Source organism: Terrimesophilobacter mesophilus (assembly GCF_014200375.1).
Taxonomy (GTDB): domain Bacteria; phylum Actinomycetota; class Actinomycetes; order Actinomycetales; family Microbacteriaceae; genus Terrimesophilobacter; species Terrimesophilobacter mesophilus.
The window spans coordinates 650,588-670,770 of the sequence record NZ_JACHBP010000001.1 but is presented as its reverse complement, the minus strand read 5'-3'; the positions used below and the strand labels follow the sequence as shown (position 1 = coordinate 670,770).

The following is a 20,183-nucleotide window of genomic DNA, read 5'->3' as shown; positions in this document are numbered from 1 at the left end:
AGCGGCCCTGCTGCGCATCGGCCAGGCGGGCGTCACCGATCAGGATGCGGCGATCTCGAGCAGGTCGCGCAGTGCTGCGCTCCGCGAAGGCATGAGGCAGGGCTCGTGAGTGATGGCGAGACCTGCAGGGGGGATGAGCCAATACTCCCCGTCGTTCACCCGTATCTCCCAGCGATTGTCGTGGAGCAGAACGTGATGATGGCGACAGAGGAGAATGCCGTTGTCGAGATCGGTTCTCCCGGAATCTCGTCGCCAATGTCGTATGTGGTGGGCTTCAGTCCACGAGGGCGGCCTTTCGCAACCCGGCCATCGGCATCCGCCGTCCCGCGCAGCCAGTCCCATGCGCTGTCGTCGAGTGAAGAGTCGCTGCTCTCGCCCCACGTCGATCGCTTGCCCACGCTCGTCGAACACGATGGTGACGGTACCCGAGGTGCAGACGATTCGCTGCACTGTCTCCACGGAGACCGGGTCGGGCTGGCCCTCGATGTGGCCGCTGCCGCTGCCGCGTCCGTTCGTGAGCGCCGTCTCTGTGACGAGCATGCGCACGGCAGGCGACCTCGTCCCGACAATGCTGGTGACATCCGCGTCAAGGGCGATGGTCAAGAGACTGAGGAAGCCGTCGGAAGCCAACTGCTCCGTTGTACGTGGGTCGTCGAGTATTGTGGCCGCCCTGACGCGCTCTTCTTCGTCGACGAAGCGCGGCCCACCCCGCCGAGGGAAGGTGATCTGGTCGTAGATCCCATCGACGAGACTCGCGGATTCCGGATCGAGGTCCCAGGTGTATCGCGTCATGCCATCCGGCTGGCGATAGCGCCGAAACGCACGGCGGTCCCTCCGCGCCCGCTCACGCTCGGCGATGCCGGCGGCGTCGAGCGCATCCCGCACATCGCGCGCCATGCGAAAGAGGCTGTCGGTGTTCTGTTCGCCCGACGCGCCGATGATCCGGTTGGCCGCATCCATGAGCGCGCCGACCTCGACGCCGGGGCCGGGTTCGCCGAGTCCGGCTCGAATCGCTTCCGCAGAAGCGGGGGACAAAGCCCCCGTCGCGACGGCAGCGCCGACGGAGACCAGCCACGGTTCGGCGACGTCTGTTCCTTCGGCCGGGTCAAGGTCGTCGACGGGCCCACGGTTCGCTGCCAGCTCGACATCGTTGAGCATGGCCCCCACTCGCACGAGCGTCGTTGCTTCCCGGTTGGACGAACCGGTGGTGTGACGGACGAGCGCCTCAGGAGTGCGAAATCCTTCCTTACGCGCCAGCCCGCTCAGCCCCGCCTCCGGCTGTGACCGTCGGACGACCTCGCCTGCGAGGACGGAGGCGCATGCGTCGAGGTGGCGACGGGCATCCGCAACCGAACGCTGCGCGTCCATGAGTTCGGCGTCGCCGAGTGCGCGAGCCGCCGTCGCCTCAGCCGCAAGCCGAGCGTTCGCAGACAACGCGGCATCGAGAGATGCTACGAATATATCTACGGATAAGGTCATGAACAGAGTGTCACAGAGTCGAAACTTCTAGAACAAGAGCATATGCAAATCTTGGGATGAGTTGTCATTTACCGCGTTGTGGAGGGGAGGAGACGTCTGGCCCGATTCCCGAAAGCCCTGGCCCGATTCCTGAAAGCCCGGCCGACTCACCAGCATCGCCCAGCGCCACGGCTCGATTGCGACCGCCGAACCGGCTACCCCGCAGTCTCACCCGTTTCACGCAGGCGAACGAGCCGCAGCTGGCCCTCCTCGCGGATCTCGACGACGTTCCCCCTTGACTTCAGGAAGTCGGTGAAGGTCGTGTAGCCGAGCACCTTCTCCTGGAATGTCGGGTCCATGCGGAGCATCTGGTTCTTGATGGACGAGCTCGGGCTCCAGTCGGCGTCCTTCGCCTGGCCGAGTTCGAGTGCGCGTCGCAGCAGGCCGGTCGCGGCGCGTTGTTCGGCGGGCTTGGCCGCGGAGCGTGCCGGGCCGACCGAGCGCGACGAGTTCTCCGAAATCGCCGTCTTCGACGGCGCTGAGATGCCATCGGCCTTCTTCTCCAATGGCGGTTCATCGGACGCGCCGGATCGAGCCCTGCCGCCTGCGCTCCTGCCCTTCGCGCGATCCGTGTCCGCCGTCGGGCGCTCCGGCGCCATCGGCTGGTCGTCGACGTCCTCGGTCGTGTCGAGCCCCGGCAGACCGTCATAGTCCTTGTACTCGTTGCAGGCCGCATTGAGCGCCTTGCTCGTCCCGCCGGCGACACCGATCCCGACCACATACCGACCCAGCCGACGGCAGCGCTGCGCGAGCGCGATGAAATCCGAGTCACCGGACACGATGACGACATGGCTGAGCTCCGGGAGCCGGAACAGGTCCTCGACGACGTCGACGGACATCCGGATGTCTGCCCCGTTCTTCATGGACTGCACGGTCGGGAACATCTGCACGAGGTCCACTGCACGACCGACGAGCTGGTCCTTGTAGTTCGCGTTGACCGGTACCGACCAGTCGGCGTATGCGCGGCTGACGGCGATGGTTCCGAAGGATGACGCGTAGTCCAGGATGGCGCCCAGATCCACTCGCGCGGCTGAGACCCGCTGCCCGGCCTCCGACTTCCTGTCCGCGGTCGTGATGACGTACTCCCTCGCCCCGTCGCGCTTGAAGTGCCCCCTGCCGTGTACCTGGTCGTAGCGGGAGATCACGATGTTGTCGAAGTCGATGTAGACCGCGACTCGACCTTCCGTTGTCTCTGGCATGGCTTCGTCTCCGTCGGTCGTTGTATGGCAAGTCTGGTCCGTTGCCTGCTTCTCAGCAACGGCCGGCGCTGCCAGAATGGTGGGATGGAGCTTCGAACGGCGGCGCCGGAGGACTGGCAGGCGAGCAGGGAGATCCGGATCCGCGCGCTCAGCCAGGACCCCGACGCGTTCTGCTCGTCCCTGCAACGCGAGATCGGGATGGCCGACCAGGAGTGGCGAGATCGTCTGGAGCGCGGCACGACTGTTCTGGCCTGGGATGGCGAGAGTGCGGTGGGCACCGTGACGGGCAAGGCCGACCCTCACGAGGCCGGCGGCCGGGAGATCGTCGCGATGTGGGTCGACCCGGCCTGCCGGGGGACGGGGCTTGCGGATGCGCTCATCTCCCGTGTCGTCGAGTGGGCGGGCGAGGATGGCGCACACGAGGTCGCGCTGTGGGTGGCGGAGGACAATGCTCACGCGAGATCGCTGTACGAGCGCACCGGTTTCGCGTTGACCGGGGAGCGAGAACCCATGCGCCCCGGAGTGGACCAGGTCAGGATGCGCAGGGAGCTTCGCGGAGCATCCGACTAGCAGTGCAGCCACGCAGCCATCCGGTCGCCCGCCCTTCACGGTCTACGCGCGCGTTTCGGGTTTACACTGGCTCGCAACTCACCGGGAGGTGTTCATGCGATACCCGCCTGTCCTGATTGTTTCCATCGCGGCAGTCGCCCTGCTTGCCGGATGCTCGACGGTCTCCGCGTCACCATCGCCTTCGGCTCCGGTTACGGCGCCATCCTCGAGCCCGTCTGCGGCGGAGGAGACCTTCACGGCCGGCGCACCGGATGGCCAGTGCTTGACGGCGGACCTGTCCGCCTCGATCCAGCCGGCATCCAGCACGGCAGGTCATATCCACGACGTCATCACCCTGACGAACAATGGTGCACCGTGCGTCCTCGAGGGGTATCCGACGGTCGCCGTCTCGAGCGGTGGCAGCCAGGTCGGCGCCGCCGCCGAGGATGACTCGAGCGCAATCCCGGCGCCGATCACGCTCGCCGCAGGCGGCACCGCAGAGGCTCAGCTCACCGCCGTCGACATCGACCCGGGCGGAGGGCCGCTCGGCGACGCCTGTTCCCTCGACGTGGGTGACGCCGTACTGGTCACGCCGCCGCACTCGATGATCGCGCTGTCCGTGGCCGAGGCGGGCTTCCCCGCGTGCACGAGCGGCACCCCGTGGATGACGGTGGGACCGGTGACGGGCGGGTGACGGACATCCTGCGGGACACCCCCTACCTCGCCGTCGACCTGGCGATCCTGGAACGTAATCTCGAGCGCGCCGCCGCGGACGCGTCCGCGCACGGCCTCGCGCTTCGCCCGCACGCGAAGACGCACAAGATCCCTCAGATCGCCAGGATGCAACTCGCCCTCGGCGCAGGCGGCCTGACGCTGGCGACCGTCTCCGAGGCGGAGGTGTTCGCGGATGCCGGGATCGAGGACATCTTCATCGCCTACCCGGTGTGGCCGTCCGCGGCGCGCGCCGCGCGCATCCGGCGCCTTTCCGAGCGGGCCGCGCTGCGTCTCGGCGTCGACTCCATCGAGAGCGCGTTGGCCCTCGGAGCAGCGCTGCCCCGTGACACGGTCGAGGTGCTCGTCGAAGTCGACAGCGGCCACCATCGCAGCGGGGTTCAGCCGGCCCTGGCCGGGTCGGTCGCCGCCGCGGCGCAGAGCGCAGGGCTCCGCGTCCTCGGCGTCTTCACGTTTCCCGGCCACAGTTATGCGCCGGGGGCGGGCGCGCGGGCCGCGGCGGATGAGGCTGCGGCGATCCTGGCTGCGACCGAGTCGCTCGAGAAGGAACGCATCGACGCCACCGTCCGCAGCGGCGGCTCGACGCCGAGTCGCACCGCGACCGACGGCTCGACACTCACGGAGGTGCGGCCGGGCGTGTACGTCTTCAACGACGCTCAACAGGTGGAGCTCGGCTCGTGCGGGTTCGAGGACGTGGCACTCACGGCGGTCGCAACGATCGTGAGCCGCAACGGCAGGGATGTGATCGCCGATGCCGGCAGCAAGGTGCTCGGCGCCGATCGTGCCGCATGGGCGACCGGCTTCGGCCGTCTCCTCGACGTGCCGGGCGCCCGCATCACCGCCCTGTCCGAGCATCACGCCACCATCCGGATGCCGGATGATGTCTCGCTTCCAGACCTCGGCAGCGCCGTTCGCATCGTCCCGAATCACGTATGCGCGACGATGAACCTGGCCGACGATGTGGCGGTCCTGCGCGACGGGGAGATCGTCGACTCGTGGGCCATCGCCGCACGCGGCGCCAACACCTGATCAGGTGGTCGCGGCGTCCTCCGCGGAGATCGCGCGCTGAAGCGCCGCGAGAGAGTCCGCAACGTCGGCGTCATCCGTCGTCCAATTGCTCACCGAGATGCGCAGGATGTCGCGCCCGGCCCAGCGCGAGCCGGACATCCAGGTCACTCCGTCCGCCAGCAGGCGCTTCGTGATGCTGTGCGTCCGTTCGTCTGAACCGAAACTGATGCACAACTGCGTGAAGACGACATCATTGAGCACCTTCACGCCGGGCATTTTCGCGAGGGCGACTGCGAACGATTGCGCGTTGGCGACAAGTCCGTCCACGAGATCGATGACTCCGGATCGTCCGAGGGAGCGCAGCGCTGCCCAGACCGGAACGCCTCGCGCCCGGCGAGAGAATTCAGGAACCTTCTCGAGCGCGTCGCCTGGCCCTTTCTCATCGTTCAGCAGGTAGCTGGTGTGAACGCCGAAGACCGAGCGCACGACCTCGGGATGCGCGACGATGGCGACGCCGCAGTCGTACGGGACATTGAGAGTCTTGTGAGCGTCCGTCGCCCAGGAGTCGCACCGTTCCAGGCCGGCAAGGTGGTGACGCAGTGAGGGGCTCGCAGCGGCCCACAGCCCGAACGCGCCGTCGAGATGGACCCACGCGCCGTGTTCGTGAGCGATGTCGGCGGCCTCACCGACGGGATCGAACGCTCCGGAGTGCAGGTTGCCCGCTTGAAGGCAGACGATGACGGGCCCGCTTCCCTGAGCAAGCGTGGAGGCGAGCGCCGCCGGAATGATTCGCCCCTGATCGTCCACATCGACCGAAACGGGGGTGCCAAGGCCGAGGTATTTCAAGGCGAGGTCGACGGATGCGTGCCGGTCGGCACCCACGAGCACTCTCACTCTGGGCGCGCCGGTGAGACCATCTTTGGCGAGATCCCAGCCGACGGCATTCAACACGTACTGGCGACCGGCGGCGAGTCCGACGAAGTTCGATGCGGTCGCACCGGTCGTGAAGCCGACATCCGACCCTCGGGGGAGTCCGAGCAACTCGAGGAGCCAGGCGCCGGCGGCCTCCTCTGCCGCCGCGACTGCCGGGGTCGCCCCGCGCATCGCCGCATTCTGATCCCATGCACTCACCAGCCAGTCCGCCGCCATCGCAGAAGGCAGGGTCCCGCCGATCACCCAACCGAAGAAGCGGCCGGACGGCATCGACATGAGTCCGGGCTCGGAGATCCGGGCCAATTCGTCGACAACATCCGCGGCATCGAGCGGGCCGTCCTGGAGCGGGCCGGAGAACAGGGGGAGCAGCTCGTCCGCGTCTGCTCGTGGACCGACCGGGCGAGACTCCACGGAGTCGAGCCAGGTCAGTGCGTGCGCGTGGGCACGATCGAGTGCGGACCGGAAGACTCTGGGATCGACGGACACGCGCAAATACTATTCCGATAGCAACCTGTGCGATAGTGCGCAGTGAGGTGGGAATCTCCGGGGAATCGGCGCGAGGACTTGAGTCTGGATACCTGTCGGGGAAAGGTGGGAGGTTCATTGCTACCGGAAGGAAAGCCCATGCTCACCCTCACCGAGAACGCCACGAACCTCATCAAGAACCTCGCGGATCAAACCGCCGTGGCGGAGAACGCCGGACTTCGCATCAGTGCGGGAGCCGACGAAACGCAATTGAAGGTCGACCTTGCGCCTGCTCCCGAACCGACCGACCAGGTCGTCGAGAGCTCAGGAGCCAGGGTCTTCCTCGAGGAGAACGCCGCTGTCGCGCTCGACGACAAAGTGCTCGACGCGCACCTCGACGAGGGAGGCGCCGTCACGTTCGCGATCGGCACTCAGGCCTGAGCCGAGGCGAATCTCTTCGCGGAGCGTTCCTTCGCCCTGGCGGCCTCGATTTCCCTGTCTCTGGGCGGGCTCGTAGCGACCAGGTCCTCGAGAAGGTGGCGCGTGGCGTGGGCGACCTCCTGCACCGCCCGTTCGAACGCCTCGGCGTTCGCGCGGGACGGCCGCGTCGTTCCGCTGATCTTGCGCACGTATTGGAGGGCGGCGGCGTCGATCTCGCTGTCGTTCGCGGCCGGTTCGAAATTGTGAAGGGTGTGGATGCTTCGGCACATGCTGCGAGGGTAGCCCCCGTCACCGACCTTCGGCGAGGAGCACAATGGAATGGTGAGCACAGTTCTCGTCACGGGGGCCACCGGAACCCTTGGCACTCCGACCACCGCACGACTGCGGGAAGCCGGCCATGACGTCCGCGCGCTGAGCAGGAAGGCGGGGCCGGGACTCGCTCAAGGCGACCTCCTCGCCGGGGACGGCATCCGTGACGCCGTGGCAGGGGTCGAGGTCCTCGTGCACCTGGCGACGGGGCTTCGGGACGTCGACATGGCGAAGTCCGCCATCGATGCCGCGCGGGATGCGGGAATCGCCCACGTCGTCCTCATCTCGATCGTCGGCATCGAGGACATCCCACTCGGCTATTACAAGGGCAAGGTCCTTATCGAGAAGTATCTGAGCGACTCCGGGATGCCGCACACCATCCTGAGGGCCACCCAGTTCCACCAGTTCGTCGACGCGATCTTCAGCGGACAGAGGTTCTCGCCGATCATCGTCGCACCGAGATTCTCCTTCCAGCCGATCTCGACGGACGAGGTCGCCGCACGCCTCGTCGAGCTCGTCGGTTCGGATGCCGCCGGCAGGGTCGCCGACATCGGCGGGCCGGAGCAGCGCACCGCCCGCGACCTCGCAGAGTCCTGGAAACGCGCTAGAGAGTCGCGCCGCGCGGTGTGGTCGCTCAGCCTCCCCGGCAGGACGGTGGCCGGGTATGCGGCCGGCCACAATCTCGTGCCAGGGAGTCCGTTTGGGTCGATCACGTTCGACGACTACCTCGACGGGAAGTATCGGCAGGGACCACAAGAAGGCTGACGATCCCTCCGCCAACGGGCGAGCGTGGATGGCTGTCCCGGTCGTCGCCGAGCTCGGCCCGGCGTTCGCCGACCGATTCTGTTCCGGCGCGGCGAGGGAGCCCTACGCGAAGATCATCGCGCTCGGCCAGCGCCGTTCGCTCGCGCGAGGGTGAGCTAGGCCGGCGGCCACACCCCGATGATGATCGCCATGACGACGACCGTGACGAGCTCGTGCGCGATATTGAGCACCGTGAGGCCGCTCGGCCGGTTGTCGAACGCGTCGTGGGTGATGAACCGGGCCGCGGTGAACCCCGCCCACAGCACGATCGCGGTGACGATCGTGTTCCACAGGAAGCCTCCGCCGTAGAAGTCCCACGCGAGGTAGGCGGCGCCGGCGAGCACCCAGGCGGTCACGAAGCTCACGAGCACGGTCGTGATGATCGGTCCCGCCGCGTCGCTCATCCTGCCGGATGGAGTGACGCCGGCCTTCTTCATCCAGTAGTTGCCGAAGACCTTGGGTGTGTACCAGATGGAGCCGACGACCATGCTGGAGAGCGTGGCGATGATGACGGCCCAGTAGTTGATCTCGGGGAGCATGACGATCCTTTCCGATGGCGACGTTGCCGTAGTGCTCGAATCCTAGCCCTGCAGGACCGCTGCCGTCAGTGCCGGACCCTTAGTGCGCTCCCGGCGGCGACCCGTCGACGGTATCGGCCGGGCGCCGGATGAACGCCGCGATCGGGATGACGAACATCGAGATGATCGCACCCGCGAGGAAGGCGAGCTGGATGCCGCCCGCCGTCGCCGTGACATCCGTCGCCCCGTCGCCGGCGAGTGATGCCGCCCGAGCGGTCATGATCGTTACGAAGAGGGCGGTGCCAGCGGCGCCCGCCACCTGCTGGACCGTGCCGACGATCGCACTGCCGTGCGAGTACAGGTCGGGGGTCAGCGCGCCGAGCCCCGAGGTGAAGAGCGGCGTGAACATGAGCGCGAGAGCCAGGGACAGCGTGATGTGGGCGGCGAGCACCCACCACACTGCTGTGTTCTCGGTGAACGTGGCCATTCCCCAGAACACGACGCTCACGAGAACCGAGCCCGTGATGACGAGGGCCGTCGGCCCGATCCGGTCGTAGATCCTGCCCACGATCGGGGCGAGCAGGCCCATGAGCAGTCCGCCGGGCAGCAGCAGCAGTCCCGTGCCGAGGGTGTCGAGGCCGAGCACGTTCTGCAGATAGATCGGCAACAGGATCACGGTTCCGAAGAGCGCGAGCATGCTCACGACGATCATCGTGATGGAGAGGGTGAACTGGCGCGAACGGAACGTCCGCAGGTCGAGGAGCGCGTCATCCCGTCGCTGGAGCTGCAGCTGTCGAACGATGAAGACCGCGAGGGCGACGATCCCGACGCCGAGGGGCAACCATCCGCTCAGCGGATTGCCGCCCTCCGCAACCGCGCCGAGATTGCTCAGACCGTAGACGAGCCCGCCGAAACCGAACGCGGACACGATGACCGAGAGCACGTCGAAGTGGGTCGGCTTGGGCGTTGTCACGTTCCGGATGCGCACGTAACCGAGTGCGAGCGCCCCGAGAGCGATCGGCAGAACGAGGATGAACATCCAACGCCAATCGAGCACGCTCAGGATGAGCCCTGAGATGGTCGGACCGAGCGCGGGGGCGACCGAGATGACGATCGAGATGTTGCCCATGGTGCGACCGCGGGCGGCGGGTGGAACCAGGGTCATGACGGTCGTGAAGAGCAGCGGCATCATGATCGCCGTGCCGCTGGCCTGCACGACGCGCGCGACGAGGAGCACGGTGAAGCCCGGTGCGATCGCCGCGATGAGGGTTCCCGTGCTGAACAGGATCATGGCCGCGATGAACACCGGGCGCGTGTTGAAACGCTGGATGAGCCATCCGGTGATCGGGATGACGACCGCCATCGTGAGCATGAACGCCGTGCTGAGCCACTGGGCGGCGTTCGCGCTGACGTGCAGGTCGCGCATGAGCACGGGGAGAGCCACGCCCATGAGCGTCTCGTTCAGGATGACGACGAACGCCGACACGAGCATGAGCCCGATGACGAGGCGGTTGCGGGCGCTCGTGGCGGCGGACTCCGCCACCGCTGTCGTATCGGCCGCGGCGTCGTCGAGTGTGGGAACGGCAGGTTCAGTCATCAAGGCTTTCAGGTAGGTGAATGGGATGCGCTGTGAATGAAGCGCGAGAAGAGTCTCGGTTATTCCACCGACATCGATTCGTGCCCGTCCAATGTAGACGATTTTCTTGGCGGATTGACACGGGCAGTCGTCCGGCGTATCGTCAGATAATCAACTAAACAGTTGATAAAGCGATGGGTTGATCATATGCCGAACAACGAAGCGGATGCCGCACTCGACCGGGCCTTCATGGCCCTGGCCGATCCAGTGCGGAGGGCCATCGTCGCTCGCTTGTCGCGGGGGCCGGCGACGGTCAACGACCTCGCTGCGCCGTTCGAGATCACCAAACAGGCCGTGTCGAGGCACATCCAGGTGCTCGAGATTGCAGGACTCATCACCCGCACACGGGAAGGCCAGCGCCGCCCCTGCCACCTCGATCCGGCGGCTCTCGAAGCCCTGACCGGCTGGATCGACACCTATCGGCTCTCGGCCGAGCGACGGTATCGCCGGCTCGACGCAGTCCTGAAAACGAACAAGGAGAAGAAGAAATGACCAACGCACTCACCATCACCGCCGAACCCGGCGTCCCGTACACCGACTTCGTGCGCGAGTTCGACGCACCGGTGGCAGCGCTCTTCGAAGCTCACCGCGACCCGGCCCTCGCCGCACAGTGGTCCGGGCCCGATGGGTACGAGGTCGAGATGGAGCGATACGACTTCCGCACGGGAGGCGGATACCGCTTCACCCACGTCGACGGCGACAACCGCTACGAGTTCAACGGCGTGTACCACGTCGTCCGCGAGAACGAGTTCGTGGTCCAGACCTTCGAGTACGAAGGATTCCCGGATGTCGTGAGCATCGAGTCCCTCCGCTTCGAGGATCTCGGTGACGGCCGCAGTCGGCTCGCCGGCCACGCCGTCTACCCGAGCCAGGAGGCCCGCGACGGAATGATCGACAGCGGCATGGAGCGGGGGATGTCGGAGGGCTACAACCGGCTCGACGGCCTGCTCGCATCCTCGTGAGCCCGGGGCGCACAAAAGGAGCCGGGCCTATGGGCCCGGACAGCGCAAAAGGAGCCGGGCCCATGGGCCCGGCTCCCCGAATGCGCGAGACAAGTCGCGGCTGCGTAGTACTAGCTACGCGCTATTGCTCTTGGATGAGGCCTTCGCCTTCTTATCGGCGCGCTTCTCCTTCAGAGACTTGGCTGCCGCAGTCTTGTTGCTGCTCTTCTTGGGCGATTTGTCTGCCATAAGGCACTCCCTCCCTCGGAAGCACGATCGGCTTCGATTAGACCCGACCTTACGCCAGACCGGGGAGAAATGCATCCGCCGTGGCGGGACCGAGGACCTCGCCGAGGATACTCTCAGGGTCGGAGGAGCACCTTGGTGGCTCGGCGCTCGTCCATGGCGGAATATGCGTCGGCGACTTCCGCGAGCGGCAGTTCGAGATCGAACACCCGCCCTGGCCTGATCGCACCCGACAGCACCTCGGGCAGCAGCTCTTCGACATATCCGCGCACGGGGGCCACTCCGCCGCGGACGCCGACATTGTTATTGAACAGGGTGCGGATCGGCAGTTCGGGGCCGCCGGCTGGTACTCCCACGTAGCCCACCATCCCTCCCGGCCTGGCGGAGCGGATGGCCTGGTCCATCGACTCCTTCGTGCCGACGCACTCGAGGACGCAGTCGGCGCCGATCCCGTCGAACAGCTCCTTGACGCGGGCGACCCCATCGTCACCGCGTTCCTCCACGATGTCGGTGGCGCCGAACTCGCGTGCGATCGCCTGGCGGTCCGCGTGGCGGGACATGGCGACGATGCGGGATGCCCCGAGGCGATGTGCGGCGAGGATCGCGCAGAGGCCCACGGCGCCGTCGCCGACCACCGCGACCGTGCTGCCGTTCGTCACGCCGGCGGAGACCGCCGCATGATGTCCGGTCCCCATGACGTCGGCCAGGGTGAGGAGGTGCGGGATGAGCGCAGCATCCGGAACGTCCGGCGCGGCCACGAGGGTTCCGTCGGCGAGAGGTACGCGAACACGCTCGCCCTGGGCGCCGTCCACGAACTCGCCGTTGCGGTCGTCCGAGCCCCACCATCCGCCGTTCAGGCAGGAGGTCGTCACACCGTTGCGGCAGTTGATGCAGGTGTTGTCGCAGTAGTAGAACGGGGCGATCACGAAGTCACCGACGTGCACGTTCGCGACGGCCGAGCCCACCTCCTCGACGATGCCGACGAACTCGTGTCCGATGCGATGGGGCTCGCTCGTCGGTGTGATGCCGCGGTACGGCCAGAGGTCCGACCCGCACACGCACGCCGCGACGACGCGCACGACGGCATCCGTCTCCGCCCTCGGTCGCGGATCGTCCACCTCTTCGAGCCGGATGTCGCGGGCGCCATGAATAAGGGTTGCCTTCATTCCACCGAGTCTACGTTTGGCCGCGCCCGTCGCGGGTCGCGCGGGTTCGGACCACGCTCAGAACTTGCGCGCGAACGGCAGGGGCTTGCGCATCCGGATGAGCAGCAGGATCGGAATGAGCACGTAGGGCAGGTTGAATGCCAGGAACTTGACCGGGTTCTGCGTCTGGAACTCCGGCTCGCCGAAGAACTCGACGCCGAAGACGACGACCCCGGTGATGACGGCGATCGCCGTCGCGTAGATGACGCTCGGGAGCTGGATCCAGTTCCACCCCCTGACGATCGAGATGACGAGCAGCACGTAGAACACCGGGTAGACGAACGCCGAGAGCCCCGTGACAAAGCGCATCCACACCGGCGGATGCAGGAACAGCGGGTCGGCGTCGTGCGCGTACCAGTAGTTCGAGTTCACGAAGAAGTTGTCGGACGGCCGGCTGAAGTCGACGCCGAGCGTCGGCAGCAGGTCGCTGATGAGCGAGGTGACGATGAAGAGCGAGAAGATCACGAGGAAGAAGATGTCGATCTTCCGCTCGCGCAGCGGCAGGTTCTGCATGCACGCGAGGTTAGCGGATACCGGGCCGGTCAGGGTGGAATCGGGGGATACCCCGATAGCGGGCGTCGGCGGCGCCTGTCAGGCTGGATGACATGAACCTCAGTCGCCCCCGTTCCAACCGCGTCATCGCGGGCGTGTGCTCCGCCGTCGCCAACCGTTTCGGGTGGAACCCCAACACCGTCCGTGTGCTCACGGTGCTCAGCTGCCTGCTGCCCGGCCCGCAGTTCGTCATCTACGTCGTGCTCTGGATCCTCATCCCTTCCGACTGACCGGCCCCTGGGAATGAACGTCGGGTCGCCCGCGTTGGGTCGATAGATTCAAACGCATACGTATCGCGATCACGCAGGGAGCACGCATGGAACTCGAACTCGGCCTCGACACCTTCGGTGACGTGACGACGGATGCCGCGGGCGAGCGCATCTCGCACGCCGCATCCCTCCGGAATCTGATCGACCAGGCCGTGTTGGCCGATGATCTCGGCCTCGACTTCTTCGGAGTCGGCGAGCACCACCGCGACGACTTCGCCGTCTCGGCACCCGAGGTCGTGCTCGCGGCCATTGCGAGCCGCACCAACCGCATCCACCTCGGCTCGGCCGTGACGGTGCTGAGCTCCGACGACCCGGTGCGCGTCTTCGAGCGGTTCTCCACGGTGAATGCCGTCTCGAACGGCCGCGCGGAGGTCATCCTCGGTCGTGGTTCGTTCACCGAGTCCTTCCCGCTCTTCGGGTTCGACCTCAAGGACTACCAGTTGCTCTTCGAGGAGAAGCTCGACCTCTTCGCCGAGATCATCAAGGGTGAGCCGGTGACCTGGTCCGGGAGCCTGCGACCCGGGCTCATCGACCAGAGCGTGTATCCGCCCATCGAGAACGGAACGCTCAAGACCTGGATCGGCGTGGGTGGAAGCCCGGAGTCTGTCGTACGTGCCGCGAAGTACGGGCTGCCGCTCGTCCTCGCGATCATCGGGGGAGACCCGCTGCGATTCGCTCCCTACGCCGAGCTCTATCACAAGGCGCTTGCCCAGTTCGGTCGCGAGTCGCTGCCGATTGCCGCGCACTCGCCGGGGCATCTCGCAGCCACGGATGAGCAGGCCATCGAGGAGCTCTACCCGCACTTCAAGGCGAACCGGGACCGCATCGGCGCCGAGCGCGGCTGGCCGCCGGTGACGCGCGCCGAGTACGAGCGCGAGGCACGGGATGGCGCGCTCTTCGTCGGCTCGCCCGAGACGGTCGCCGCGAAGATCGCGAAGACCGCGCGGGGTCTCGGACTCACCCGCTTCGACCTCAAGTACTCGAACGGCACGATGCCGCACGAGCTGCTCATGAACTCCATCGGACTCTACGGCCGCGAGGTGGCCCCGCGAGTGCGCGAGCTGCTCGCCTAGCCTCGCGGCGGCAGGACGTCTAGTCGCGCAGTGCGCCGAAGCGCTCCTCCCACTCCGGCTGGAGCTGACCGTAGCGCTCGTCCCAGCCGGCGCCGGCCGCGCGAGTCGGGTCGGTGACGGATGCCGGGGAGGCCCCGAGCAGGTCGTCCAGCTGCTCGAGGTAGGTCTGCCATCCTGGGCCGTAGTAGATCGACTGCACGCCTTCGTGGTGCAGGCGCAGACGCGCGCCCTCCGGAACCGCATCCACCGTCACCGTGAGCACGGTGGGCGACTCCTCGACGGCGTGCCAGGTCGTCACGAAGCGGTGCGGCGGCTCGCATTCGGTGACCGTTCCGCTGCACCACACGCCTCCGTCGTCCCCGAGCGCGTGCCAGGTCCCGCCGAGCACGAGGTCGCCGGTGTAGGGCGCCATCCAGCGGCCGAGCCGGTCCCGATCGGTGACGGCGTTCCAGAGGTCGTCGACATCCGTCGCGAGAATGCGCTCGAAGTCGAGGTCGAAGCCGCTGCCGACCCTGGTGAGGCTTCCGAAAAGAGTGGTCATGCTTTCTTCTCCTTCTGCTCCCGCTTGCCGCGGGCGATCTCCGTTTCGAGGGCGTCGAGGCGCTGGTTCCACAGGCTGCGGTAGCGGTCGACCTGGTCCTGCAACTGGTCGATGACGAGGGGATCGAGCCGGTAGATGCGTCGGGCGCCTTCGGGGCGGGATGCGACGAAGCCGGCCTCCCGCAGCACCCGCAGGTGTCGCGCGACGGCGGGCTGGCTGATGTCGAACTCGCGCTCGACCACGCGCGACACCTCTCCCGCGGGCTGGTCGCCTGCCGCGAGGAGCTCGACGAGACGCCGGCGAACCGGGTCTCCGAGGATGTCGAGCGCGTGCACATTCGAAATCATATAACGCAGGAGTTATAAGAGCAAGCCGAGAGCGGCAGCGGGGCTCGACGGCCACGCGTAGGCTGAAAACCGAGGAAAGGAATTTTTTGATGAGCGACACCGTCTACCATCCGATGACCCCCGAGCTGGCGAAGATGCGCCGTGAGCTGGTCCCGGAGACCTATGCTGCGTGGGACCAGTTCAGCAAGGCGGTGTTCGCTGCGGGCGCCCTCGACGAGAAGACGAAGCAACTCATCGCGGTCGCCGTCGCGCACGTCACCCAGTGCCCGTATTGCATCAAGGGCCACACGAAGATCGCCGAGCGCAAGGGCGCGAGCCCGCAAGAGATCATGGAGGCGATCTGGGTCGCCGCGGAGATGCGCGCAGGTGGTGCGTTCGCCCACTCGGCGATCTCGCTCGGCGAGCTGGCCGACCATGATCATGTCGATCACAAGCACGGTGGGCAGCACCCGACCGCATGACTCCGTGAACTTCATGGGAACCTCTGCGGCCGAGGCATCTCCGGCGTAGCATCTGAAGCAACCCGGCACAGCGCACCACGTTGGGAGTTGAGATCGATGCCACTGCAGTCTCTGGACAAGGGCTCGATTCCGCTGGAGCCCGCCGCACCGCCCACGGGTGGCCTTCGAGTCGCACCTGCGATCACGTCTGAGCGCATCCAGTACGGAGGTCGCACCTTCACGTGCACTCCGGAGATGGCGAGGATCTTCCTCAAGCACGCGCGCGAGGTGATCGAGACCGGGGATGAGCAACTCGTGCCTCTCCTGCACAACGGCGGCATAGAGCTGCTGCACATCTCCCGCGCGACGCCGTACACGCTGCTCGACCGGCCGGAGCCGTAACCGCTGGAAGGATCTGGCCGCAGGCAGATCTGGCCGCAGTCAAACCAGGCCGCCGGCAGTGCGGGAGACTGGTGGGATGCGACTGCGCGAGCTCACGCCATCCGACCTCTCGGCCATCACCGAACTCAACAATGCGGCGACGCCCGCCGTCCCGACGATGACGGAGGAGACTCTCGGCACCCTGCTCGAGGCCAGCACCTTCGGCTTCGCAGCTGCCGATGAGGATGACGTGACCGGCTTCGTCATCGGATTCGCGGCCGGATCCGACTATGCGAGTCCGAACTTCCGCTACTTCGAAGCGCGTGGCACCGATCACCTCTATGTCGATCGCATCGTCGTGGCCGAGAGCGCGCGGGGCATGCGAGTGGGCCAGACGCTCTACGAGCGCGTCGTCGCGCTCGCCGTCGCCGCCGGCCGCACCGAGGTGACCTGCGAGGTCAACCTGGACCCTCCGAACCCCGGCTCGCTCGCGTTCCATCACCGCATGGGGTTCCGCGAGGTGGGACGCCAGCAGACCGACTACGCCACCGTCGCGCTCCTCGCCCGCCCGCTCCTCTGACGACGGATGGTCTCCGGTCGTCGGGTCCGCCTCGTCCACTGCATCGTGCACCGATCGGGCCGTGTCCGCCACGGTGTCAAGTCGGGCCGTGATGAGGGTCACGACCTCCTTGGTGTCCACCTGGTCGGGCGACAGCTTGTTCAGTGTGGTGGTCTTCGTAACGGTCTCCGAACGGCCATCTGGCAGTACCTGGAGCGCACGCATCCGCTCGGCGACCACATCGGAAGGCTCCCGCGCGACGGCGATGATCTCGTCCAACTGGAGGTGTTGGTCGCGAAAATTGGATCCGACGACGTTCCAGTGGGCATGCTCGCCTTCATGCAGGAAAGGTGCGCCCGCAGGCTTGGCGAGTGCTCAGGGTGCGTGGATCCACTCTCCTCCCGCACAGGAAATGCGGAGGTTGGCACTTCACACTGGTGATCAGGGCCACGAGAGTGCGCGATCACCGGTGTGAGAATTCCGCGGTGATGAGTGCCATCGTTCCCCGTGCTTCGCTTCGCGATACTCCGAGGCGGGACACCACCTCCCAGCGCATCGATGCGCGATTGTCCAGCTGCTCCGGGTGGCGTCCAAACGCCGCAGAGCAACGATCCGGAAGATCCGACCCCGTGCCCCCAGCTCGTCCCATGCCCGCGCCGCGCTCGGGCGCCACCGCACCCGCACCACACCTGCCCGGATTGAGCGGCCGGTCGGTGCGACATCTTCGGTATGTGCGGGCCGTGCGATCGCTTCGCAGAATCCTCGTCTCCTCGGTGGTGGGGATCGCGCTCATGGTCACGGCCGGCATCGCCGTCCCCGCCTATGCGCAGGCCTCCGTGGAAGCGCAGCTGCCGGTGCCGCAAACCCTCTCCGTCGTCTCGAGTGCGGCGGTCGCGACCGTTGATCGCGACGGGTACTCGGTTACAGCGCCGCCTCCATTACGATGGCCGCTCGATTCGCTCAAGGTCGCCAGTGGGTTCGGCCCGCGGGCGGCCCCGTGCAGCGGTTGCTCGACGTACCACGAAGGTGTCGACTTCGACCCCGGGTACGGAGCGAAGATCCACGCGATCGCGGCAGGCGTCGTCGTCGACACCGCCAATCCGAACTATTCGACCCTCGGGGTCTACGTCGTCATCCGGCACACGATCGACGGGAAGACCGTCGAGAGCGTCTACGGGCACATGCAGGTGGGGTCGATGCCCCTCAAGATCGGCGACAAGGTCAAGGTCGGGCAGGTCATCGGGCTCGTTGGTTCGACCGGCGAGAGCACTGGTCCCCACCTCCACTTCGAGATCCTGGTCAACGGGGCCCACGTCAATCCGCTCCCGTGGATGCACGCCAGGCTCGGATAGGCGCTCGCGAATCGGTCCGGACGCGGTACATTGAGCAGTGATGCCACCCGCAACCCCCACCGTCTCCATCGTCATCCCCGCATACAACGAGGAAGCGTCTATCAGGGCTTGCGTCATGGCGGCGATCATGCAGACCACCGCCGCGAGCGAGATCATCGTCGTCGACAACCGCTCGACGGATGCGACGGGCGAGATCGTGCGTGCGCTGCAGGTGGAGTATCCGGACAGCCCCCTCATCTACTTCCAGCAGGACCTGGAGCAGGGCCTCGTACCCACCCGCAACTTCGGGCTCGACCGTGCTCAGGGCACGGTGATCGGCAGGATTGACGCCGACTCGGTCATCGAGCCCAACTGGGTCGCCGAGGTGCAGCAGGCGTTCATCGACGAGTCCGTCGCGGCGGCGACCGGGCCCGTGCTCTATTACGACATGCCGTTGCGTCGCTTCGGACTGAAAGCGGATGACAGGGTGCGCAGATTCATCCTGACCCTGTCGCGCGACTACCACTTCCTGTTCGGAAGCAACATGGCGATCCGCCGCACGGCGTGGCTGGCGATTCGCGACCAGACCTGTCGCGATGAGGTCGACGAACTCCACGAGGACATCGACCTGTCGATTCATCTCGCCCAGAACGGCCTGAAGGTCACCTACGTCACATCTATGGTGAGCGGGATGTCCGCCAGGCGACTCGAGGACTCCCCGCGCGACTACTCCTACTACGTCCACCGATTCGAGCGCACCTATGCCCGGCACGGGCTCATGAATCCGGTGCTGAGAGTACCGATGTGGGTGTTCTTCGCGATCTATCCGCTCGGCAAGGTCATCCGCACCATGCAGCACCGCAAGCTCGCGCGCGCAGCCTGAGGTTTGTCCTGCCCGGGCGTTAGCCTGAGACCGTGGGCAGACAGGACGGCAGCACGCGGCAGGTCAGCGCGGACTCTGTCGACAGCTCGACGGCCCCGATCCTGCACGTCGATCTCGACGCGTTCTTCGCCTCCGTCGAACTGCTCGAGCGGCCGGACCTCGCCGACCTGCCCGTCGTCGTCGCGCACAACTCCCTGCGCTCGGTCGTGACCGCCGCGAACTATCCTGCGCGAAAATTCGGGGTGCGATCGGCGATTCCGTTGTCGCGCGCGCTGCAGCTGTGCCCGAGCGCCATCGTGCTCGAGCCGCACTTCGAGAAGTACCGGCATTATTCGCGGCTCGTCATGTCGATCTTCGACGACATGACTCCTCTCGTCGAGCGGCTCGGGATCGATGAGGCCTTTCTCGATGTCGCGGGCGCGCGCGGCGTCATCGGTCCGCCGGGGGATGTCGCCCGGCTCATTCGTGAACGCGTCCGAGCGGAGACGGGACTCGCATGCTCGGTCGGCGCGGCAGCAACGAAGTTCGTCGCCAAACTCGCCTCCGGCAGGGCGAAACCGGACGGCCTTCTCGTCATCCCGAGGTCGGAGACGTTGTCGTTTCTGCACCCGCTCCCGGTCGGGGCCCTTTGGGGCGTCGGGGCGGTGACCGAGAAGTCGCTGCTCGGCCGCGGACTGCACACGATCGGCGACATCGCGCAGACGCCACTCGACGTGCTTCGGCGCGTCGTGGGGGATGCCGGCGGGCGGAAACTGCACGCACTCGCGAACGGCATCGACCCCCGGCCCGTCACTCGCGACACCGCTGAGAAGAGCATCGGACACGAGGTCACATTCGAGATCGACGTGTCGGATGCCGGCACGCTCCGCCGCGAGCTCCTCCGCCAGGCCTCGCAGGTCGGCCGTCGGCTGCGCGCATCCGGGCTCGAGGGGCGCACCGTCGTCCTGAAGCTCCGCTACGCCGACTTCACGACGATCACCCGCTCGAGGACGCTCGCCGAACCCACGGATGTCGGCCGCCGCATCGCCGACGAGGTGCGGGATCTCTACGAAGCGGTGGGCGCGCATCCTCCGGTGAGACTCATCGGCGTGAGGATGGAGCAGCTGACCGACGCGGGGACGAACGCCGCGGGCCTCTGGGATGACGACGAGGACTGGCGCGGGGCCGAACGGGTCATCGATGACGTCGGCGAGCGGTTCGGGACCGACCTCGTCCGGCCAGCGTCGCTCATGAAGCCGGCAGCCGAGCTGGGGCCGTCGAAGCGACGACCTCATCTCTGACCACCCGACGCCCAGCGCATGGA

The 20,183-nt window shown here is 66.8% G+C and carries 26 protein-coding genes and 1 pseudogene; 16 read left to right on the top strand and 11 right to left on the bottom strand.

The window, feature by feature from the left end:
* Positions 1-39: 39 nt before the first annotated feature.
* Together BKA04_RS03340 and BKA04_RS03335 are read right to left on the bottom strand one after the other, a co-directional pair.
* Positions 40-1,479, bottom strand: coding sequence for an HNH endonuclease signature motif containing protein (locus tag BKA04_RS03340; protein WP_104095141.1), 1,440 nt, complete (start codon positions 1,477-1,479; stop codon positions 40-42).
* Positions 1,480-1,673: 194 nt separating this feature from the next.
* Positions 1,674-2,717, bottom strand: coding sequence for an NYN domain-containing protein (locus tag BKA04_RS03335; RefSeq protein WP_104095140.1), 1,044 nt, complete (start codon positions 2,715-2,717; stop codon positions 1,674-1,676).
* 84 nt (positions 2,718-2,801) lie between these two features.
* On the opposite strand from BKA04_RS03335, the gene BKA04_RS03330 reads away from it, so the two are divergent.
* From BKA04_RS03330 to BKA04_RS03320, 3 genes are all read left to right on the top strand, one after another.
* A complete protein-coding gene (locus BKA04_RS03330; RefSeq protein ID WP_167309651.1) occupies positions 2,802-3,287 on the top strand; it encodes a GNAT family N-acetyltransferase in 486 nt (161 codons plus the stop codon).
* A gap of 94 nt (positions 3,288-3,381) precedes the next feature.
* Positions 3,382-3,960 carry a DUF4232 domain-containing protein gene (locus BKA04_RS03325; RefSeq protein ID WP_134542221.1) on the top strand — a complete coding sequence of 193 codons (579 nt, stop codon included), beginning with the start codon at positions 3,382-3,384 and terminating at the stop codon, positions 3,958-3,960.
* Positions 3,927-5,027 (top strand): alanine racemase, encoded by a 1,101-nt coding sequence (locus tag BKA04_RS03320; protein ID WP_232841947.1) that lies wholly within the window; start codon positions 3,927-3,929, stop codon positions 5,025-5,027. Before BKA04_RS03325 ends, BKA04_RS03320 begins: the two co-directional genes overlap by 34 nt.
* On the opposite strand, the gene BKA04_RS03315 is transcribed toward BKA04_RS03320, so the two are convergent.
* On the bottom strand, positions 5,028-6,425 hold the full coding sequence (locus BKA04_RS03315; protein ID WP_104095137.1) for a pyridoxal phosphate-dependent decarboxylase family protein: 1,398 nt from the start codon (positions 6,423-6,425) through the stop codon (positions 5,028-5,030).
* A 138-nt stretch (positions 6,426-6,563) separates the two neighbouring features.
* Between BKA04_RS03315 and BKA04_RS03310 the strand changes: the two genes are divergently transcribed.
* Complete coding sequence (locus BKA04_RS03310; RefSeq protein ID WP_104095136.1) at positions 6,564-6,845, top strand: Fe-S cluster assembly protein HesB; 282 nt, start codon at positions 6,564-6,566, stop codon at positions 6,843-6,845.
* Here BKA04_RS03310 and BKA04_RS03305 read toward each other — a convergent pair.
* Positions 6,836-7,114 carry a DUF2277 domain-containing protein gene (locus tag BKA04_RS03305; RefSeq protein WP_104095135.1) on the bottom strand — a complete coding sequence of 93 codons (279 nt, stop codon included), beginning with the start codon at positions 7,112-7,114 and terminating at the stop codon, positions 6,836-6,838. The genes BKA04_RS03310 and BKA04_RS03305 overlap by 10 nt on opposite strands.
* A 52-nt stretch (positions 7,115-7,166) precedes the next feature.
* Here BKA04_RS03305 and BKA04_RS03300 point away from each other — a divergent pair, with 52 nt between their 5' ends.
* Positions 7,167-7,919 carry an SDR family oxidoreductase gene (locus tag BKA04_RS03300; RefSeq protein ID WP_198413287.1) on the top strand — a complete coding sequence of 251 codons (753 nt, stop codon included), beginning with the start codon at positions 7,167-7,169 and terminating at the stop codon, positions 7,917-7,919.
* A gap of 28 nt (positions 7,920-7,947) precedes the next feature.
* The gene (locus BKA04_RS12135; RefSeq protein ID WP_267898935.1) at positions 7,948-8,073 is read left to right on the top strand and encodes a hypothetical protein; all 126 of its coding nucleotides are present in this window, start codon (positions 7,948-7,950) and stop codon (positions 8,071-8,073) included.
* A gap of 1 nt (position 8,074) precedes the next feature.
* Here the strand turns inward: BKA04_RS12135 and BKA04_RS03295 are convergent, their stop codons facing one another.
* Together BKA04_RS03295 and BKA04_RS03290 are read right to left on the bottom strand one after the other, a co-directional pair.
* Positions 8,075-8,497 carry a DUF1761 domain-containing protein gene (locus BKA04_RS03295; protein ID WP_104095133.1) on the bottom strand — a complete coding sequence of 141 codons (423 nt, stop codon included), beginning with the start codon at positions 8,495-8,497 and terminating at the stop codon, positions 8,075-8,077.
* A 79-nt stretch (positions 8,498-8,576) separates the two neighbouring features.
* Entirely contained in the window at positions 8,577-10,073 is a 1,497-nt protein-coding gene (locus BKA04_RS03290) for an MDR family MFS transporter (RefSeq protein ID WP_104095132.1), read from the bottom strand.
* Positions 10,074-10,259: 186 nt separating this feature from the next.
* Between BKA04_RS03290 and BKA04_RS03285 the strand changes: the two genes are divergently transcribed.
* Complete coding sequence (locus BKA04_RS03285; protein WP_104095131.1) at positions 10,260-10,604, top strand: ArsR/SmtB family transcription factor; 345 nt, start codon at positions 10,260-10,262, stop codon at positions 10,602-10,604.
* Positions 10,601-11,074: an SRPBCC family protein gene (locus tag BKA04_RS03280; RefSeq protein WP_104095130.1), complete on the top strand. Its 474-nt coding sequence runs from the start codon at positions 10,601-10,603 to the stop codon at positions 11,072-11,074. The genes BKA04_RS03285 and BKA04_RS03280 overlap by 4 nt, the downstream gene beginning before the upstream one ends.
* Before the next feature lie 341 nt (positions 11,075-11,415).
* Here the strand turns inward: BKA04_RS03280 and BKA04_RS03275 are convergent, their stop codons facing one another.
* Positions 11,416-12,465 (bottom strand): zinc-dependent alcohol dehydrogenase family protein, encoded by a 1,050-nt coding sequence (locus tag BKA04_RS03275; RefSeq protein WP_104095129.1) that lies wholly within the window; start codon positions 12,463-12,465, stop codon positions 11,416-11,418.
* A gap of 57 nt (positions 12,466-12,522) precedes the next feature.
* Positions 12,523-13,017, bottom strand: a complete 495-nt coding sequence (locus BKA04_RS03270) for an EXPERA domain-containing protein (RefSeq protein WP_104095128.1) — start codon at positions 13,015-13,017, stop codon at positions 12,523-12,525.
* Positions 13,018-13,109: 92 nt separating this feature from the next.
* On the opposite strand from BKA04_RS03270, the gene BKA04_RS03265 reads away from it, so the two are divergent.
* Together BKA04_RS03265 and BKA04_RS03260 are read left to right on the top strand one after the other, a co-directional pair.
* Positions 13,110-13,286: a PspC domain-containing protein gene (locus BKA04_RS03265; RefSeq protein ID WP_104095127.1), complete on the top strand. Its 177-nt coding sequence runs from the start codon at positions 13,110-13,112 to the stop codon at positions 13,284-13,286.
* An 86-nt stretch (positions 13,287-13,372) separates the two neighbouring features.
* On the top strand, positions 13,373-14,398 hold the full coding sequence (locus BKA04_RS03260; RefSeq protein ID WP_104095126.1) for an LLM class flavin-dependent oxidoreductase: 1,026 nt from the start codon (positions 13,373-13,375) through the stop codon (positions 14,396-14,398).
* A 19-nt stretch (positions 14,399-14,417) separates the two neighbouring features.
* On the opposite strand, the gene BKA04_RS03255 is transcribed toward BKA04_RS03260, so the two are convergent.
* Positions 14,418-14,939: an SRPBCC domain-containing protein gene (locus BKA04_RS03255; RefSeq protein WP_104095125.1), complete on the bottom strand. Its 522-nt coding sequence runs from the start codon at positions 14,937-14,939 to the stop codon at positions 14,418-14,420.
* Positions 14,936-15,274, bottom strand: coding sequence for an ArsR/SmtB family transcription factor (locus BKA04_RS03250; RefSeq protein ID WP_104096602.1), 339 nt, complete (start codon positions 15,272-15,274; stop codon positions 14,936-14,938). Before BKA04_RS03250 ends, BKA04_RS03255 begins: the two co-directional genes overlap by 4 nt.
* A gap of 101 nt (positions 15,275-15,375) precedes the next feature.
* Between BKA04_RS03250 and BKA04_RS03245 the strand changes: the two genes are divergently transcribed.
* From BKA04_RS03245 to BKA04_RS03235, 3 genes are all read left to right on the top strand, one after another.
* Positions 15,376-15,747, top strand: coding sequence for a carboxymuconolactone decarboxylase family protein (locus BKA04_RS03245; RefSeq protein ID WP_104095124.1), 372 nt, complete (start codon positions 15,376-15,378; stop codon positions 15,745-15,747).
* A 96-nt stretch (positions 15,748-15,843) separates the two neighbouring features.
* Positions 15,844-16,128 carry a hypothetical protein gene (locus tag BKA04_RS03240; protein WP_104095123.1) on the top strand — a complete coding sequence of 95 codons (285 nt, stop codon included), beginning with the start codon at positions 15,844-15,846 and terminating at the stop codon, positions 16,126-16,128.
* Between the two features lie 76 nt (positions 16,129-16,204).
* Entirely contained in the window at positions 16,205-16,687 is a 483-nt protein-coding gene (locus tag BKA04_RS03235) for a GNAT family N-acetyltransferase (protein WP_104095122.1), read from the top strand.
* A gap of 9 nt (positions 16,688-16,696) precedes the next feature.
* On the opposite strand, the pseudogene BKA04_RS03230 reads toward BKA04_RS03235, so the two are convergent.
* Positions 16,697-17,011, bottom strand: a pseudogene (locus tag BKA04_RS03230) (Dps family protein); the annotation flags it as partial.
* A 302-nt stretch (positions 17,012-17,313) separates the two neighbouring features.
* Here BKA04_RS03230 and BKA04_RS03225 point away from each other — a divergent pair.
* Genes BKA04_RS03225 through dinB form a run of 3 tightly spaced genes read left to right on the top strand, consistent with a single transcriptional unit; the run spans position 17,314 to position 20,160 of the window.
* The gene (locus BKA04_RS03225; RefSeq protein ID WP_183320693.1) at positions 17,314-18,018 is read left to right on the top strand and encodes a M23 family metallopeptidase; all 705 of its coding nucleotides are present in this window, start codon (positions 17,314-17,316) and stop codon (positions 18,016-18,018) included.
* 40 nt (positions 18,019-18,058) lie between these two features.
* A complete protein-coding gene (locus BKA04_RS03220; RefSeq protein ID WP_104095120.1) occupies positions 18,059-18,880 on the top strand; it encodes a glycosyltransferase family 2 protein in 822 nt (273 codons plus the stop codon).
* Positions 18,881-18,912: 32 nt separating this feature from the next.
* Positions 18,913-20,160 (top strand): DNA polymerase IV, encoded by a 1,248-nt coding sequence (gene dinB, locus BKA04_RS03215; protein ID WP_104095119.1) that lies wholly within the window; start codon positions 18,913-18,915, stop codon positions 20,158-20,160.
* Positions 20,161-20,183 lie beyond the last annotated feature (23 nt).

What these genes read in the sequence shown, in the direction of transcription:
- BKA04_RS03295 (WP_104095133.1), bottom strand. Translation starts at nt 8,497, where the DNA reads ATGCTCCCCGAGATCAACTACTGGGCCGTCATCATCGCCACGCTCTCC.
- BKA04_RS03235 (WP_104095122.1), top strand. Translation starts at nt 16,205, where the DNA reads ATGCGACTGCGCGAGCTCACGCCATCCGACCTCTCGGCCATCACCGAA.
- BKA04_RS03265 (WP_104095127.1), top strand. Translation starts at nt 13,110, where the DNA reads ATGAACCTCAGTCGCCCCCGTTCCAACCGCGTCATCGCGGGCGTGTGC.
- BKA04_RS03325 (WP_134542221.1), top strand. Translation starts at nt 3,382, where the DNA reads ATGCGATACCCGCCTGTCCTGATTGTTTCCATCGCGGCAGTCGCCCTG.
- BKA04_RS03255 (WP_104095125.1), bottom strand. Translation starts at nt 14,939, where the DNA reads ATGACCACTCTTTTCGGAAGCCTCACCAGGGTCGGCAGCGGCTTCGAC.
- BKA04_RS12135 (WP_267898935.1), top strand. Translation starts at nt 7,948, where the DNA reads ATGGCTGTCCCGGTCGTCGCCGAGCTCGGCCCGGCGTTCGCCGACCGA.
- BKA04_RS03220 (WP_104095120.1), top strand. Translation starts at nt 18,059, where the DNA reads ATGCCACCCGCAACCCCCACCGTCTCCATCGTCATCCCCGCATACAAC.
- BKA04_RS03240 (WP_104095123.1), top strand. Translation starts at nt 15,844, where the DNA reads ATGCCACTGCAGTCTCTGGACAAGGGCTCGATTCCGCTGGAGCCCGCC.
- BKA04_RS03245 (WP_104095124.1), top strand. Translation starts at nt 15,376, where the DNA reads ATGAGCGACACCGTCTACCATCCGATGACCCCCGAGCTGGCGAAGATG.
- BKA04_RS03270 (WP_104095128.1), bottom strand. Translation starts at nt 13,017, where the DNA reads ATGCAGAACCTGCCGCTGCGCGAGCGGAAGATCGACATCTTCTTCCTC.
- BKA04_RS03275 (WP_104095129.1), bottom strand. Translation starts at nt 12,465, where the DNA reads ATGAAGGCAACCCTTATTCATGGCGCCCGCGACATCCGGCTCGAAGAG.
- BKA04_RS03290 (WP_104095132.1), bottom strand. Translation starts at nt 10,073, where the DNA reads ATGACTGAACCTGCCGTTCCCACACTCGACGACGCCGCGGCCGATACG.
- BKA04_RS03285 (WP_104095131.1), top strand. Translation starts at nt 10,260, where the DNA reads ATGCCGAACAACGAAGCGGATGCCGCACTCGACCGGGCCTTCATGGCC.
- BKA04_RS03225 (WP_183320693.1), top strand. Translation starts at nt 17,314, where the DNA reads ATGCCCGCGCCGCGCTCGGGCGCCACCGCACCCGCACCACACCTGCCC.
- BKA04_RS03335 (WP_104095140.1), bottom strand. Translation starts at nt 2,717, where the DNA reads ATGCCAGAGACAACGGAAGGTCGAGTCGCGGTCTACATCGACTTCGAC.
- BKA04_RS03280 (WP_104095130.1), top strand. Translation starts at nt 10,601, where the DNA reads ATGACCAACGCACTCACCATCACCGCCGAACCCGGCGTCCCGTACACC.
- BKA04_RS03340 (WP_104095141.1), bottom strand. Translation starts at nt 1,479, where the DNA reads ATGACCTTATCCGTAGATATATTCGTAGCATCTCTCGATGCCGCGTTG.
- BKA04_RS03260 (WP_104095126.1), top strand. Translation starts at nt 13,373, where the DNA reads ATGGAACTCGAACTCGGCCTCGACACCTTCGGTGACGTGACGACGGAT.
- BKA04_RS03330 (WP_167309651.1), top strand. Translation starts at nt 2,802, where the DNA reads ATGGAGCTTCGAACGGCGGCGCCGGAGGACTGGCAGGCGAGCAGGGAG.
- BKA04_RS03310 (WP_104095136.1), top strand. Translation starts at nt 6,564, where the DNA reads ATGCTCACCCTCACCGAGAACGCCACGAACCTCATCAAGAACCTCGCG.
- BKA04_RS03305 (WP_104095135.1), bottom strand. Translation starts at nt 7,114, where the DNA reads ATGTGCCGAAGCATCCACACCCTTCACAATTTCGAACCGGCCGCGAAC.